We start from the raw sequence: 16,114 nt of genomic DNA, 5'->3' as shown, positions 1-16,114 counted from the left end.
CAAGAGGCACATTTCTCTGGGCAGCAAAGCCGTGAATCGGCGCTATCGAGCGCTTGTCAGGTAGGAACTCGAAGAGCAATTTTAGCTGAAAGTGTGTACAAATTCGTTTTGCAGCTTCTGCGTAAGGGGGCCAGGTGCGCCACTGCCGATCGGTTTGCCGTCTATTTGAAGAAGCGGTGTAATTTCGACTGTCGTACCCGTGATAAAGGCTTCATCTGCTTGATACAGCTGCTCCGTTGTAAAGGCTTCTTCTTGCACCGTTATTTCGAGGGAAAGAGCCAATTTTAGCACGACTGCACGTGTGATACCATGCAAAATCAAATGATTCGCCGGATGCGTGTACAGAACCTGATCCTTGATTATCATAATATTCGATGCGCTGCATTCGGTAACGATGCCGTCTCGATGCAGGACGACTTCTTGCACGCCATGATCAAGAGCAGCTTGTTTGGCCATTACATTGGGCAGCAAATTTAATGTCTTGAGATCACAGCGAAGCCAGCGGATATCAGCCAGCGTTATCGCGTGGATACCTTTATGTATGGAAGCAACCGGTCTTGGCACCACAGAACAGTAGGCAAGTACAATCGGTTCCGCCTGCTCAGGGAAAGGATGAGCGCGAGGAGCTTCACCGCGTGTAATTTGCAAATAGACGGTGCCTTCAACCAGTTTGTTTTTGTGGACAAGCTCAGTCAGCATATCGCCAATTTCGGAGGCTGTATATGGCAGGGCGATACGAACTTCGGAAGCTGTTCTCCCAAGTCTTTGCAGATGTGCCTGCAGCTCATAAATCTGACCATTATACACGCGGAATACCTCGTAAATGCCATCACCGAAATAGTAGCCGCGATCATCAGGCGATATCTGTATGTCGTTCTTGCTTAGAAATTGATTTTTGTAAAAATACAAGGGAAGTCATCTCCTTATTATTCATGTGAATTGAAATATAATTGCGAACGAATGTTCTAAGATTGAGGCTTATGTGTTATCCTAAGTATAGGTTAGCAGAGGAATACGCCAGCGTCAAAAGGTGTGAAATAAAGAGGATTTGTAAGGCAGAATAAGAAAACGAAGCAAACGCTTGTCAAATTGAGGGAATATGGTTAATTATCCATTAGAGTATCAATATATTGTGTTGTATAATGTTTTAAGACACTATATATTGAAATTCGCAGAGATTTTATCGCGTATTGGCTAGTTGATCACAGCTGAGTCTGTAGCTTATTGGGAGGAAATCGTATGGGTATCGTACCGTCAAGCAGTAAACTAAGTGGATTGAGTGAGAAAATATTTTTGGATCGCTATGCCCTGAAAAATGCCGATACGAGCGCTGCTAAGGTGGGGGATACCGTACTTGTGTTAACCAAGGATGATCCCAAATTTCCAGCCAAAGAAGTTGGCGAAATTATTAGCCGTGAGGGGAATCGTGTCCAAGTAAAAACACGAAGCGGTGAAACGGTAGAATCGTCTGTTGAAAAGCTGACGCTGAACATCGAAAAAACACCGGATGAATTGTGGGATCGCTTAGCGGGCGCGATGGCATCCGTTGAGGCCACGCCTGAGAAACGTGAGGAATGGACAGAAAAATTCAGATACATTTTGCAGGATTGGAAGCTTGTACCAGGTGGCCGGATTGCTGCTGGCGCTGATGCCAGTGACGAACTGACGCTGTTCAATTGTTATGTCATTCCATCACCGCACGACAGCCGTGGCGGGATTATGAGCACACTGACCGAAATGACCGAAATCATGTCGCGCGGCGGCGGTGTTGGCATCAATCTATCTTCGCTCAGGCCGCGTCGTTCTGTGGTGAAGGGAGTTAACGGATCTTCGAGCGGCGCGGTTTCTTGGGGCGGACTTTTCAGCTATACAACAGGGTTAATTGAACAAGGCGGCAGCCGCAGAGGCGCTTTGATGCTTATGATTAATGATTGGCATCCGGATCTAGAGGATTTCATTACCGTGAAATCAACAATGGGCCAGATAACGAATGCCAATTTATCCGTCTGTGTAAGCAATGGTTTTATGAAAGCTGTGAAGGAAGATCTGGATTGGGAACTGGTCTTCCCGGATACAACAGATCCTGATTATAACGACAAATGGGATGGCAATCTAGATGCGTGGAAGAAGCTGGGCAAAACTGTCAAGCCTTATCGGACAGTCAAAGCGCGCGAGGTCTGGCACTCGATTATGGAGTCTGCCTGGAAATCGGCGGAGCCGGGTGTAGTGTTCATGGAATACTACAACCAAATGTCGAACAGTTGGTACTTCAATCCTATTATTTGCACGAATCCATGCGGGGAACAAGGGCTTCCGGCTTGGGGTGTTTGCAATCTGTCGGCCATTAACTTATCCAAGTTCTATGATAATCAGAAGCATGACGTGGATTGGGACGATTTGGCCAAAGTTGTCCGTTATTCAACACGTTTCCTTGATAATGTGATCGATAAAACCCCCTACCATTTCGAGGAGAATCGGATGAACCAGCAAAGTGAACGTCGTGTAGGACTCGGTTCTATGGGGCTGGCAGAATTAATGATTAAATTGCAAATTCGTTATGGCAGTCCCGAATCGCTGCTATTCCTCGATAAAATATACCGTTTTATGGCTAGAGAAGCTTATCTGGCCTCTTCCGAAATTGCCGCAGAAAAAGGTTCTTTCCAAGCCTTTATTGCGGATAAGTATTTGGAAAGCGGCTTTATGAAAAATATGACCAAGGTATTCCCTGAGGTTGGCGAAGCCATCCAGAAGCAAGGCATGCGCAATGTGACGGTCATTACCCAAGCTCCAACGGGGAGTACGGGAACGATGGTGGGGACATCGACAGGCATTGAACCTTATTTTGCCTTTGAATATTATCGCCAAAGCCGCTTGGGCTTCGACAAGCAATACGTGCCGATTGCCCAGGAATGGAAAGATGCTCATCCGGATCAAGAACTGCCGGATTACTTCGTGACAGCGATGTCCTTGAGTGCGGAGGATCATATTCGGGCGCAGGCCGCCATCCAGACTTGGGTGGATAGCTCAATCTCCAAGACCGCGAATTGTCCGGCCGACTTCACCGTTGAAGAGACCAAACGTCTCTATGAACTAGCGTTTGATCTTGGATGCAAGGGCGTAACCATCTACCGCGATGGCAGTCGGGATGTGCAGGTATTGAGCACAAGTTCGGACAAGAAGGAAGACGAAGCTGCACCGGCGGCACCGGACCATGGCGAGAAGAAAGAAGTGGCTGTTGCTGCGGAGGGCATTAAGGAAGCTGGCAGCTTCGCTCAATTATCCGATCAACTTGCCGTGAATGTCGATGCGAAGACGGAGCAAGTTTTCGATAAGCAATATAAGCGTCGTCCGCAGATTCTACGCGGTGCTACGTACAAAGTGAATACCCCGTTCGGTATGGCGTATATCACGATCAATGACATGAACGGAACGCCGAGTGAAATCTTCCTCAACGTGGGCAAAGCCGGATCCGACGTGTTCGCCATGTCCGAAGCGCTGGGCCGCGTCTGCTCCTTGTTCCTGCGTTATGGCGATCACGGGGACAAAGTGAAGCTGCTCGTCAAGCACTTGAAAGGCATTGGCGGCTCCGGCGCCATTGGCTTTGGCACCAACCGCGTCGAGTCGATCGCCGACGCGGTTGCCAAAGCGCTCGAGCAGCACGACGAAGTGATGAACGAGCAAGACGACGCGCGGGACTACGTCACCGCGACGAGCGAGGTACTGGATGCGCCGGCACCCGCACCCGCGGCAGAGCAGACGGGCTCGAGTCCGAGTGCCCACGCGTCCAGCGTGGCGTCGAAGGACTTGTGCACGGCGTGCGGATCCGCTTCGCTGGTGAACAGCGAAGGGTGTAAGAATTGCATCAATTGTGGATACAGTCGATGCAATTAGGTTGAGTGGGGCCCTTGTTGTGGGGGCCCTTTTTTTTTTTTGAGTATGGAAAAAACACTATTTTATCGAATAGTAAGAAAGATGAATTTAATAATGGAGGTCATGGTCAGGAGGGGAAATCAAAAAGGAGTTAAACTCAACGAAGGGACGAAGCTTTCAATTTGAAGCCGTTCATACACGTATCCCAAGCTTGGTTAAATCCTCTCCAGTCTTCTCCTTTCGGTAGGAGCACCGAGCTAATTCCACCCAGCCCCCAATTTTCGTAAATCACGTCTTCGCGATCTTCCTGGTGGTTATTCACGATAAGAAGCTGGAACTTTCCATGCACTAGCCTTTTTAATGCTGCGTGTAGCTCCTGCGCTTCCTTTCTTTTCGAATTGGTTCTAATAAAAAGAATCGGTTGACCTTGAATAGTTCTCAAAAACCGATCTACGCGTCGGCTGAGCTTTTGTTTAAACGCGGGATAAGCTTCCCGCCATCGATCCGCAGTGAGATATAGAGGAAAGTCATGGAAAGATATAACGTCATTTGCGTTATCTCTTACAACAAAGCATTCATTGGTAGTGCCAATGAGTTCAAGCTGGTTAAGTTCCATAAATCCGTTGAAACGATGATCTATCAAACGTACCACTCCGTCGATCGAATCGGAAGCAAACCAATCTAAGGGGCCCGCGTATTTACGTAAGCCCAGTCTTTTAAGCTGAAATGCTGTTTGACATGTGGAACCCAGACTAATGTAGGCCTTATAACCACCTAGGGAATCGCGCCATTTCATAACTTTCACTCCCGTCTCAACAACCGATCTCCTCCACAATGACGAGTAGAATTAAAGTATGCAAATGTTAAAATTGTGCTTGGGCAAACATATGACGTAATGCGAAAGTCTTTGCTGACAGACAACTTGTATGCAAGTTTAGCCTCAGCATTAAGGTTGAGTAACCGTGGGGTCGCTCTGCTAACCGTCAGGCAATTTGAAATATTTACGATAAATGGAGGGTTTTGTACGTTATTAACAAATCCAAACGAAATAAAACAAGTTTTTAAGGGATATTCTTTTGGTTATTATCTTAATGACTTTTGCATTTTTAACCAACGTCACAAAAAAACAGAAACGGTCTTATCGCTAAATAGATGCGAATACAGACCGTTTTTTTCGTTGTTTAAATGAGGGTGACGAGTAAGTTGAGTGTGCTGGGTGGCAATATCAATATATGGTCAAGTGAATGGTTTCGCACTAGGTTGATACCCATTTCGTGATTACTTACTTTCTAGCCAGTTCCAGAGCGCTTTCTTCGAGACTTTGATAACTTTCCATTACCGATCGGAATCAATGTTATCGTTGTACTAAATAAAGAAAATGTCATGGCGTGGTCACCAGTAACATCGGCGCTGGCACCATTGAAAGATTTAGAGATTTCAGTTGGCGCTATAATTATTAACGATCCACCGTTGATTATGGTCCCTGAGTTAGTGACTACTTTAGAGGTACCGATTATAGATGGCATCTGCATCAACCCTTATCCTTATGATGTCCCCATTATATGTGAGTTTGGCCTTTTTGCTTGGTTTAGTGAACATGTCCAGACCCATTTTTCAGTGGATTTTGGTACAATACAAAAGCCATAGTAATGATAAGCAAAAGAAGAAATAGAACTAGAATTGCTGCACTACTATTGTGATGATGGTCGTATCCTGCTGCTACCTCTCCCGCGCTATTCCTTCCAACACTTACCGCCGTCAAAACCTGAAAAGGAGCTTATTAAAGTAGACCCAGAATAACACTTTTAAAAAAAGGCTGAGCACCTACGCATTATTTTTAAATTTGAATCTTATATATTAAGCTCCACAGCCACGCATCTCATGTTTCACCCTTCATTTACCATAAAAAAGTCACCCTGAGATTAAGATTAAGGGTGACTTTTTTATGGTAATATCAACGAGAAAAAACGGCCCGTAATATATTTCGCGGCCGCTTTTTCTCGTTGTTATTTGTGTTGGATTAAGGAATTACCATACAAAAGCTGATGTGATGATAACCAAAAGAATAAAAAGAACCAAAATAGCTGCTGAGCTTGAACCGTAACCTGCACAACTTGCACCATAACCTACTGCTCCCATGTTTTCTCATTCCCCTCTGGTGATTTGTCACTACGGTATAAAATATGTTCGTTAAATAGTGTTTGCTTGGACGTATGCACCAAATTGAGTGCTGCAACAGAAACTGAGAATTGGTTTTATCTTGATCCGCTCATTCAGTGCCAGGTTAAATACTTTCTCAGATTTCTCACCTACGAAAAACTAGTTAAGCCATATGGTTGTAAGGTTTAATGGAGAAACTGTCTGTGGATTACCCGCTAAGTTCGTGTTTGTTCATGTTTTGCTGACTAGTACCATATCACTTTTAATTGAATCAATACTTATTAATACCCACACAACCTAAGCATAGTTGCAATATTATACCTTAAAGATGCACTTGATGAAGTGCAGGAGTAATCAAAAAATCGATCATTAGCACTGATCTTTCATTTGGTTATTTGCGTTTTATGTATGATTAATTGAGGAGTTGGTAATATTGCTATGATCTATGCAGCTCTTGGAGATTCCATCACATTTGGGGAAAATGCCTCCTCTTTTGCAAATGCTTATCCCCAATTGACCGTATCTACATTAAATTCAAGCTCCCATAAGGCTACTTGTTATGTAATGGCTCGGCCTGGTTGGACCAGCGATGATCTGTTAGATTCAGTGATATGGCGGGGGGCCTCAGTTATTCGGCATGCCGCTGTTGTTTCTATATGGATCGGAGGTGTGGATTTAGCAAATGCAGCATTGATTTCACTTCGAAATCAGCAGCCATTAGCCGCAAAACAAATTGCAGCAAACTATAGACGCAACCTAGGTGCCATTGTATCCCAAATAAAAAAAGGATGCCATGCCCGCATCATCTGCTGCACGCAGTACAATCCATTCCCTAACAGTCCTCTTGCTGTTGAGTCAGTAGACAAACTTAATTGTATAACGAAAGAGCTCGCCCAAAGTTACAATGTAAGTATTGCTCCCGCTCATACATGGTTCGATGGAAAACAAGCGAATCTTATCTATGGATATCGAAATGGAAAAATTGAGGATGCCTTGAGCGGATCTCTGCCCATCCATCCAAATGATAAGGGGCATCAAGTTATTGCAATGGGAATGGCACCCTATCTTATACCTCGTAAGTAGCATTGAGGCGCAGGGAGTATTGAAAGATTGATTGAAATGCAGGGGAGTGTATCATCAATGTTGTACTCCCTCCGCCACGAATGCATGGGCGTAAGAGTAGTTATTAATTTGTATCAGGTTTGTGTAGCCCTGTGAATAGCTATAGTACCAAATGATATTTGAGAAGCTGGTAGGACTACAACCTTTTCTCCAACTAAAGTCCGGCACTGAAGAGATAGTTTTAGAGCTCTGTTCAAACACTTATATCTCTTTTTCTTTTCTGCATCAGGGGATATAAAAAAGATGATCCCGTGTTGAATACAGGGATCATCTTCTGACAACATAGTGTTTTTAATTCGTCCAAAATTAGAATCACAGTTCAGCGATATTTATTTGTTGTAAATTATTTTTCTGATTGCATAAACAGAAAGGTAGTAAGAATCTGCAAGTTCTTGAATCGTATTACCAGATGTATAGGCTTGTATTATTTCACTATTTCGCTTATCAATCTCTTCACGAGAACCGGATATTTCTCCCCATTCTTTATGTTGCTCTTTTATTGCGGGAATGTAAATGTATTCACCTTGCACAAAATCTTGCAATTTTTCAACCAATTCTTTTGGGAGAATTTCAGTAGCCTTGATATATCTCATGTAGATTCACTCCTTGAATAAATGTAATATTTCAAGTAGCAAAGCCAGTATGATTGGTGACGATGTTATTCCATGCAAATATCACCAAATATCTGTCTTTGCATGGAATTGAACATGGGTGATTGTAATATTCGTATGAGACAAAATTCATTCTCCTTTGTACTTTAATTTTCTAATTGTACTACTGGTCTAAATTTTTTATTTTACTTGTTGTGTGCGTATAGCTGACCACAAGCTGCATCAATGTCCGTTCCGAATTGAGTTCGCACAGTTACTTTAATTCCCTTTGATTTTAAGATTCTGACGAACTTTTGAACCCGATCCTTGTCTGATTGATGAAAGCTTTCAGGAGTCACCTCGGTTGAATTGTAGGGGATCAAATTGACGTGATATAAATGTTCCCAAGGACCTCTGTCCTTTAACAAAGCAGCAACGGCTTCCGCATGCTCAATTGAATCGTTTTCTCCTCGTAGTAATATATACGCAATATATACTTTTCTACCTGTATCACGAATATGCTGATCCAACTTGTTTAACACATCATTAAGCGGAAATCTATTGTTAATGGGCATTAGTTCGCTCCGCTGTTCGTCGAACGGAGAGTGCAGTGAAAAGGTCAGGTTAACCTGTGGAAATTCCTTTCTCAAACGATCGATCCCCGGCAAAATTCCGATGGTGGAAACTGTAATTCTTCGATATCCCAAGCCAAAGGTTCGTGGATCTGTTAGAATCATAAGCGTGTCGAAGATATTAGGATTGGCTAGCGCCTCTCCCATGCCCATAAACGAAACACTATCCAAGGCTTGACCATTTAAATGAAAGTATAACAATTGATCGGTAATTTCATCGGCGGTTAGATTTCGTTTCAGTCCGATTATACCTGTTGCACAGAAGCGACAACCATATCCGCATCCGCACTGGCTGGAAATGCAGTATGATTTCCAGCCGCGCTCATAGCTTAGTTGAACTGCTTCTATGAATTCACCGCCCTCGATGGAAAGAAGCACTTTATTCACTTGTCTGGATGTCTTTTGCATGACAGGGGTTAAGTTCAAAACGTGTTCGCCAAGGTTCTTAATTAATTCATTTCTTAAACCCTTGGGCAGTATGGTCATCCTGTCATATTCACCAATTCTTTGCTTGAAGATCGCGTCCGCAATTTGTTGAAACCGATATGCAGGTTGTTTTAATTCAGCCAATATGTGTTGAATCATTTCGTATTTCGAAGTTGATTTCATGTTTTTTCTCCTCATACCGGAGAAAATTTCATTAGCAACCAATGTTGGTGCTTAATATGTACATTAACCAACCATATTAAAACCCGCGATGCTTGCAGCTAGAATCGCTACGTGCATCTATCGATGGATGGATAATGCTCCGGCATCGTTATAGTTTGATCGTGAACCATACCAACGGACAATGAACGGTTCACATGAACATTTACAACTTCAAACATTTATTTCAACCTCCCTAATATAAAATAAGCATTAAATGTTCCAGCAATAGTTCTTCAATCTGCATACGGGAAATGACGTCAATAAAGTTTATCGGCTCGGCAGCAGGTTCAGGAATGTTGTTTTGCCTCGACCGTTCCTTCCAAACCCTCCATAAAAAATAAAGAGCTACAAGAAAGTTACCTTTCTTGTAGCTCAAATAAACAAATACTAAAAACTAACCCAATTAATGGATTAGATATTGTTATTTTATTTGAGTGAAGAGAATAAGTAACTTTCTTGCTTAACAAAGAATAAAACAATATTGTTTTATCATTCGTGTAAAAAGCAAGAAATATTACATTATTCTCATCATCTCCCCTAGATTAATTACATGGATTGTAGCACAAACAAATTCACATTTCAACTTTGTATCAATCAAGAAATCCACCGCCTAAGATGCTCACATAGAGTTACGCTTTCTGAACTAAATTTTCGGTCAGGAGCTTTTGAATAACTTCTTCCTTTGGCCTGACATACATTGTTTTGTGGGCTCCAAGTAACACCAATCCCATTGGGGCGCCTTTGGGCTTTCTAAGAGTTACAATAATTTACTTCTACCGAACTAGAGGCCTTGATTTGCGAAAAGTAAGCAGCCAATAAGGCCCCATAATATAACGTTTCTTCATCAGGTGTTGAGGTATTGATAACAACATGTGCTCCGTGATAACTTTTCACGTGCAGCCATAAATCCTCTTTCTTGGCATAATGGAATGTTAGGTAATCATTCTGAATACTGTTCTTGCCTACGAAGATTTTGATATCATGGTCGAATTGAAAAGTCATAATGTTAGACTTCCTGTTCTGTTTTTTCTTCGTTGATTGGTTTTGCTTTGCTTTAGAATAGCCGTGTTTTTCTAGCTCCCTGCGAATTTCTAATACATCTATGCCATCAGCCAGTTCAAGCCGGGACTCAAGCCGAGAAAAATAATCTAATTCCATTTTACAAAGCACAATTTGCTCCTTGAGTTTGGTATGAGCAATTTTTCCTTTGTTGTATTTTTCATAGTATTTTTGAGCATTTTGTTTTGCACTCAGTTTGATGTCTAATGGAATATAAAGCAGTTCTCCTGTCATAAAATCCTTGAGATCGGCAGAAGCATCGTTGCGGGGAAGCAGATGATAGTATGTGTAAAGTAGATCCGCATAGGTACGATATTGCTCAAAATGCCCGACTTCAAGAACTGCTTGCTCCAATTTTGAAAGTTTTCGGGAGCGTTTAATTAATTCATTGCGTACCAATTGGAATAAACGATCTGATTGCTGACGAGTTTGCATGTTATACAAGGCAATATCTACGCCTTCCATAATCGGGTAAAAACTCAAATTTCCCCTCAAGTGTGTAAGCGGAATGCAATGAAAATGGATACCCTGCTCTGTTTCCGACAAATAAAGCTTATCGCTTCTGTTTAGTTCATGCATAATTTCGTGAAATGACTGCCCCTGCTGCATTCGGTATTGAAATTCACGGCTTAACAGAGGCGAAAAACCATGAAATTGTGTTACAAGTGACTCTGATTCAATTATGGAAGACGGCTGGAAAGGATTCTGTTTTCCGCTATCATCAAATGGAAGGTGATAAATGGCTTCAGGCGAGAGTGTCCGCGCACTGGCTTTGCAGAGCGATGTTTGTTTCATTGCACCAATAATGTTATTCGCTTCATCGACAAGTATGATGTTTGCATCTTTGCCTAGCAGTTCAATGTAAAGTGTGAAGCGAACTGGCCCAACACTGATTTGAAAGCAGTATATTCGTTCAACACCGACTTGTTCCATACTTTGGATGACGCCAGCGCGTAGATGTTTTGCCAGTAATATCAAAAATTCATTTTCCTGTTTCGATTCCGAATAATTTTCTTCTGTGAAATTTATACGGTTATTTTGTGAATGAATGCTGATAATCAGCCTAAGTTTACGCTCGTTTGATTGTCCATCCAGGAGAATCTCCGTATCAGAAATTTGTATGATCTTATTGATTGTCATCGGTAAATTAGAATTGATTTCGTTGGCAAGTTGATGCATTAGTAAACCGTCAAATGCCATGAATATTCCTTCTTTCATCAGAGATATTTGCAATTAGAATATCAAATATTTTCGTAGCTCACTATACACAAAATGCCTCTGTATCGTTTTGTATAAACAAAATAATCCGAGGGAACGACTGTATGTTGTTCCTTCGGATTATTATTGGGGAAATATGAATACGGCTAATTCAGTTAACGGATGTGGAAAAAGTAGTATTTTAGAACTAATCCTAAGATTTGTTGGCGGATTCTGCATGGATTTCGTTCTGTAGCTTGCGGAACACAATGTAGGAGGCCATAAGAAGCACAATTACTATTACAGCTGCAATGCTTTCCGAAGGATAGCCGCTAGCAATGTTCGACCAGATAGCTGAAATCGCATCGAAAGTAAATCCGGCATACGCCCACTCTTTTAATCTATTGAATTTTGGAGCAAGAAGCGCGATAATTCCCAGAACTTTTGCGATTCCAAGTATATCCAAAAAGTACTCCGAATAACCTAACTTCTTCACCGTCTCTACGGCTTGGGGAGTATGGGCCAAATCTATATAAGCACTTAAAAAGAAATATAGAGCAACAATGGCCACAAGAATCCAATTGATAATTTTAATATTTTTCATTTTTACAGCTCCTTGCTTCCGTTTTTTCTTTCACCTTTATGTTATCAAAAAAAGGAAGGAGGCAAATATGCGAAAAGATAGATATTCGAATGAGGACAAGCATGACTTTTGGTGAATGTTTTCATGCTCTATGCAAGAAGTCATGTTTCCCGGAATCCAATTGTACATGCAACACACTCATTTAAATCAGCGTCCTGAAAATCCAAGAATAATGATCCCCGTTGCAATGAGAATAGAAGCAATAATTCGACTCTTACCTTGTTTCTCTTTAAGAATAACAATTCCAAACATTGTGCCAAAAACTGTCCCAATCTCTCGCATAGGTGCTAGCTGTCCTACAGGGGCAATTGTTACAGCATATAAAAATAACAGATAGCCACCCTGTGCAAAAATGCCCCCTAATAGAACCGTTTTCCAATTGATTTTCCATTCATTCCTTATTGCTCGGGAACGAAAAACTGAAAATGATAAAGCTAATCCATTCCCCAAGTTTGTTGCTTCATTCAGTACGAAAGGTGGCCAATATTTAATAGATATTGCATCCACCAGAATATAGCTCGCAATACAAATGCCTACTGAACTTGCGAGGAGTATGGCCACCTTCGGTCGAGGCGAAATTTTGTTAAACTTAGCTCCACTAATGAAAAAAATCCCCGAAACAATAAAAGATATACCTATCCAGCTTACGACACCTAGGTGAAGTCCTAAAAAAAATACAGATATCAGTGGAACCAATAATAGACTTGTTCCACGCATGATTGGATAGACTTGAGAAAGATCTCCCAATGAATACGTTTTAGCGAGCAGTATTACATAAATTCCGTGCAAAATCATAGAAGCAAATAGTAAAGAATAACTTTTTATGTCTGCGACCGATTGGGGAATATATAATATAACCCAAGGTAAATAAACAATTACCCCCGCCCATTGACATAGCCACAAAAATACGTCTTTTTTTACACTCCTCTTCGTAAAAAGATTCCACAACGCATGCAAAAATCCAGATAAAAGAACGAGAAAAAGAGCAGTCAAAAAATAGATTGAATTCGGTGCACTTTCCATATTCAACAACCTCCTTCGGTTTTTGAATAGGACACTTCTAAAGAAGTATGCCCCGTTATATAAATAACGGGGCATATCCAAATAAGCTTGGATCGGAGTCGTTTTCAAAAACGATTCATCTCCATGCTTAGTTGTGACCTTCTTCCATCCGGACTGTAACCGTCGGCCTTGGAACTTCACCAAGTCAGTCGTCCCTTCCTTAGAGGAATTCGACGAGTCGCGGGCTTGGAGCCTATCAGAATGGCTCTTCACCGCCGGTCGGGAATTTCACCCTGCCCCGAAGGTCCGTATTCAATTAGGTTGCATTGTACCACAAAGTTTTCAAAACCATCAAGACCGTGGAGAGCAGGAAAATGAGCGTTCGAGAGCAGCAGTCGTAATGTTTCTTATCTTTAAGAATTTCAGAATTTATAGTCATAACCCATTTACCAAATGAAGTGAGTCGTGTATCCTTGACCATGTGAATATTTCCTAATTACTGTTAAGCCTCAGGAGGAGCCATGTGCCTGATGCACAATAAAGATTGCATGGCTATGCGTACATCTACGCTGATAGACAAAGAAATCAAGGCCGGCAGGGTGATCATTGACGACTTCTCCAGCGTCCATAAGGACGCCGAAGGCGTTTTTGCTTATATGCTAGTTCCAGGCGATCGAAAGGGAGGAACGCAATTATGGATCCGGCAGGATATTTAACGAGAAATGGCCTTCTTTTCTGGCAGCTGTTCTTCGCGCTGAAGCTGATCGCGAGTCTCGCCGTGACGGGGGTCGTTTACTATGAAACATCGACCGCGTTCTTCTGGCGGCTGAGCTTTATCGTTCTTTCGATAGCTGTGTTTTTGTTCGTTCGGTTTCGGCTGCCCAAGTCGAAGGTGCGTAGGAACATGCTGATTCGGGTTCTGATTCTGGATTTTCTGGTTTCGGCGGCTTACGGCTACGTCTTTATTGGAGGACAAGTCCCCAATCAACTGCTGGTCGGGATTACGGCGTTGGCCATTCTGATGTTCCCGAAGAGCTTCCGATCCATCATCATCACCTGTGTAGTATTGCTTGCCGTCTATTTGGCGATCATGATCGCTATCGATTGGTATGTATTCAAACAGTTGGACGAAGTTAGCTATTTTATGACTTGCTCTTTTATCGTGTTTGCGGGCATCGTGTGCCTCTTGCTTCATTTCTATCAACGCGCGAGGCAGGACGCACTTCACTTGTACGCGCAGCTGAGGGAATCCCACGAGAGGCTGCAGGAATATGCTATCCAAGCGGAAGAATGGGGAGCGGCACGGGAGAGGGTCACGATCGCAAGGGAGCTGCATGACTCGGTAGGCCATAAATTAACAGGACTGATCGTTCAGATGCAAGCGGCTCGCAAGCTGAGCCGGGTTGACTCGGAGCGTAGTGGACGGATCTATTCGGAATGCGAGGAATTGCTGCGGGCCTCCTTGCAGGAAATACGGTTGGCGGTACGGACGATACGGGACGAGCCTGTGCAGTCGACATTCCTGCCCGAAAGCTTGGACAAGCTGTCCGAGGAGTTCACGAGGTATGCGGAGGTCGAGACCCGGTTTCACCTGAAAGGCGATCCGGTTCCGCTTCCAGGTGAACTCCAGCTCACGGCGTACCGTATCACCCAGGAATCGTTGACGAACGCGAAGAAGCACGGACGCGCGAACAAAGCCTCTATTCAACTGGCTTACGACACGGGCGGGCTTTCGATAGTGATAAGTAATGACGGAGTTTTACCAGGAGAGCTGAAACCGGGTTTCGGCTTGTTGAACATGCAAGAAAGAGTAAAGGAATGGCACGGAGAGGTTTCGTTCGGGGAGGAAGGCGATAGAACCTTCTCGGTGAGAGCGATTCTTCCGTATCCGGCTGCAGGCATGGAGGGGGAGAGACAATGAAGATTCTCGTAGTGGATGATCAGAGGCTCATGCGGGAAGGGTTAGCGACGATTCTGGAATTGGAGCCGGACATGGAGGTGGTCGGCACGGCGGCGGACGGGAGAGACGCCTATGCCAAAGTGATGGAGTGGCGTCCTCACGCGGTGTTGATGGATATCCGAATGCCGGTAATGGATGGTGTGGAGGCATCCGCGCTCATCCTCAAGCATTATCCCGAGACCAAAATCCTGATCCTGACCACGTTCGATGACGAGGAGCTAATTCTGAGGGCTTTGGAGCAAGGTGTGCACGGATATCTCATGAAGGATATGCCGTCCGAGGCGATCGTCAGCGCGATTCACGCTGTCTGCAACGGAGGAACAGTTCTTCAGCCCGAGATTACGTCGATGCTGCTGAAGGGGCTGAACAAGGGGACGGCTGGAAGCTCCATGCCGACTCCCGCTTTCTTGAAGGATGAGGAGGAAGGGCTTGCCAGCTTGACTGAACGTGAGAAGAATGTGCTGGCCTTCCTTGCTGAAGGCTTAAACAATAAAGAGATCGCGGATGCCCTGCATATTACGGAAGGCACCGCTAAAAACCACCTGTCCAGCGTGATGGCGAAGCTGGGACTACGCGACCGAACGCAGGCGGCTATTTTTGCAGTTCGCCGGCTCTTATAAGGAAATGACATTACTTTTGGCATAGCGATTGCCCTTGATTATTCATTACTTTTCGCACATTTGCTCAGGCGCCGTCCTTGTTACAATCATTCCATAGGAAGTCGGAGCAAAACCGACGGATGATGGACAAGGGGAGGAACAACCACGATGAGAGATGACTTTGTATTCCATATTCTAAACGACCAATACGCCAAGCTTCTGGAGCTTGCAGAAAGATGCCCGGTGGATGGGCGTAATAAGGTGCCAGAAGGCTTCAACAATTCGATTCACTGGCATGTAGGCCACGTACTCGTCTCCACAGAGCTTCATATCTTCTATTTATCCGGCAATATGCAAGCGATGAAGCTTCCGTCGGAGTATATGGCTTATTTCGGTTATGGCACGAAACCTTCGGTTTGGCTTAACGAACCTCCAGCCTGGGAAACGCTAATTGACCAACTGAAGGGGCAGCCCGCCTATCTGTGGGAATGGCTGAAGGATAGTTTGACGCAGCCCGTGAAAGATAATTTCTTCGGCGCCGAAACGTTCGGGGGGCTGGTCGTTTCCACGGCTCTGCATGCATCGTATCATGTGGGCAATGTCTCCGCTATGCTGAAAGCATTGAAGTAGAG

15 protein-coding genes and 1 riboswitch are annotated in these 16,114 nt (G+C 43.7%); of the genes, 6 read left to right on the top strand and 9 right to left on the bottom strand.

Annotation, left to right across the window (positions count from 1 at the left end; translation table 11 throughout):
* Positions 1–81 precede the first annotated feature (81 nt).
* Positions 82–909 (bottom strand): D-amino-acid transaminase, encoded by an 828-nt coding sequence (gene dat, locus LOZ80_RS20020; protein WP_238166374.1) that lies wholly within the window; start codon positions 907–909, stop codon positions 82–84.
* A 330-nt stretch (positions 910–1,239) separates the two neighbouring features.
* Here dat and LOZ80_RS20015 point away from each other — a divergent pair, with 330 nt between their 5' ends.
* Positions 1,240–3,891 (top strand): adenosylcobalamin-dependent ribonucleoside-diphosphate reductase, encoded by a 2,652-nt coding sequence (locus tag LOZ80_RS20015; RefSeq protein ID WP_238166373.1) that lies wholly within the window; start codon positions 1,240–1,242, stop codon positions 3,889–3,891.
* 136 nt (positions 3,892–4,027) lie between these two features.
* Here the strand turns inward: LOZ80_RS20015 and LOZ80_RS20010 are convergent, their stop codons facing one another.
* The 3 genes from LOZ80_RS20010 to LOZ80_RS20000 all read right to left on the bottom strand — a co-directional run bounded on the left by LOZ80_RS20010 (position 4,028) and on the right by LOZ80_RS20000 (position 6,009).
* The gene (locus LOZ80_RS20010; RefSeq protein ID WP_238166372.1) at positions 4,028–4,666 is read right to left on the bottom strand and encodes a DUF1796 family putative cysteine peptidase; all 639 of its coding nucleotides are present in this window, start codon (positions 4,664–4,666) and stop codon (positions 4,028–4,030) included.
* A gap of 493 nt (positions 4,667–5,159) precedes the next feature.
* Positions 5,160–5,396: a spore germination protein gene (locus tag LOZ80_RS39535; protein WP_443147073.1), complete on the bottom strand. Its 237-nt coding sequence runs from the start codon at positions 5,394–5,396 to the stop codon at positions 5,160–5,162.
* Positions 5,397–5,898: 502 nt separating this feature from the next.
* Positions 5,899–6,009 carry a YjcZ family sporulation protein gene (locus LOZ80_RS20000; RefSeq protein ID WP_238166370.1) on the bottom strand — a complete coding sequence of 37 codons (111 nt, stop codon included), beginning with the start codon at positions 6,007–6,009 and terminating at the stop codon, positions 5,899–5,901.
* Positions 6,010–6,468: 459 nt separating this feature from the next.
* On the opposite strand from LOZ80_RS20000, the gene LOZ80_RS19995 reads away from it, so the two are divergent.
* Positions 6,469–7,113: an SGNH/GDSL hydrolase family protein gene (locus tag LOZ80_RS19995; protein ID WP_238166369.1), complete on the top strand. Its 645-nt coding sequence runs from the start codon at positions 6,469–6,471 to the stop codon at positions 7,111–7,113.
* 368 nt (positions 7,114–7,481) lie between these two features.
* On the opposite strand, the gene LOZ80_RS19990 is transcribed toward LOZ80_RS19995, so the two are convergent.
* From LOZ80_RS19990 to LOZ80_RS19970, 5 genes are all read right to left on the bottom strand, one after another.
* Positions 7,482–7,745: a CD3324 family protein gene (locus LOZ80_RS19990; protein ID WP_238166368.1), complete on the bottom strand. Its 264-nt coding sequence runs from the start codon at positions 7,743–7,745 to the stop codon at positions 7,482–7,484.
* Positions 7,746–7,948: 203 nt separating this feature from the next.
* Positions 7,949–8,983: a Cfr family 23S rRNA (adenine(2503)-C(8))-methyltransferase gene (locus LOZ80_RS19985; RefSeq protein ID WP_238166367.1), complete on the bottom strand. Its 1,035-nt coding sequence runs from the start codon at positions 8,981–8,983 to the stop codon at positions 7,949–7,951.
* A 789-nt stretch (positions 8,984–9,772) separates the two neighbouring features.
* Complete coding sequence (locus LOZ80_RS19980) at positions 9,773–11,281, bottom strand: Rqc2 family fibronectin-binding protein (RefSeq protein WP_238166366.1); 1,509 nt, start codon at positions 11,279–11,281, stop codon at positions 9,773–9,775.
* Between the two features lie 211 nt (positions 11,282–11,492).
* Positions 11,493–11,882: a DoxX family protein gene (locus LOZ80_RS19975; protein ID WP_238166365.1), complete on the bottom strand. Its 390-nt coding sequence runs from the start codon at positions 11,880–11,882 to the stop codon at positions 11,493–11,495.
* 186 nt (positions 11,883–12,068) lie between these two features.
* The gene (locus LOZ80_RS19970) at positions 12,069–12,944 is read right to left on the bottom strand and encodes a DMT family transporter (RefSeq protein ID WP_238166364.1); all 876 of its coding nucleotides are present in this window, start codon (positions 12,942–12,944) and stop codon (positions 12,069–12,071) included.
* Between the two features lie 132 nt (positions 12,945–13,076).
* A riboswitch (FMN riboswitch) is annotated at positions 13,077–13,233 on the bottom strand.
* A 220-nt stretch (positions 13,234–13,453) separates the two neighbouring features.
* On the opposite strand from LOZ80_RS19970, the gene LOZ80_RS19965 reads away from it, so the two are divergent.
* The 4 genes from LOZ80_RS19965 to LOZ80_RS19950 all read left to right on the top strand — a co-directional run bounded on the left by LOZ80_RS19965 (position 13,454) and on the right by LOZ80_RS19950 (position 16,112).
* Positions 13,454–13,639 (top strand): hypothetical protein, encoded by a 186-nt coding sequence (locus LOZ80_RS19965; RefSeq protein WP_238166363.1) that lies wholly within the window; start codon positions 13,454–13,456, stop codon positions 13,637–13,639.
* Positions 13,618–14,844 carry a sensor histidine kinase gene (locus LOZ80_RS19960; protein WP_238166362.1) on the top strand — a complete coding sequence of 409 codons (1,227 nt, stop codon included), beginning with the start codon at positions 13,618–13,620 and terminating at the stop codon, positions 14,842–14,844. The genes LOZ80_RS19965 and LOZ80_RS19960 overlap by 22 nt, the downstream gene beginning before the upstream one ends.
* The gene (locus tag LOZ80_RS19955; RefSeq protein ID WP_238166361.1) at positions 14,841–15,503 is read left to right on the top strand and encodes a response regulator transcription factor; all 663 of its coding nucleotides are present in this window, start codon (positions 14,841–14,843) and stop codon (positions 15,501–15,503) included. Before LOZ80_RS19960 ends, LOZ80_RS19955 begins: the two co-directional genes overlap by 4 nt.
* Positions 15,504–15,650: 147 nt before the next feature.
* Positions 15,651–16,112, top strand: coding sequence for a DinB family protein (locus tag LOZ80_RS19950; protein ID WP_238166360.1), 462 nt, complete (start codon positions 15,651–15,653; stop codon positions 16,110–16,112).
* Positions 16,113–16,114: the final 2 nt, after the last annotated feature.

This window comes from Paenibacillus sp. HWE-109, assembly GCF_022163125.1.
GTDB lineage: Bacteria > Bacillota > Bacilli > Paenibacillales > NBRC-103111 > Paenibacillus_E.
Note: the sequence above shows the minus strand (reverse complement) of the source record. Positions and strands in the feature narration are given on the sequence as shown.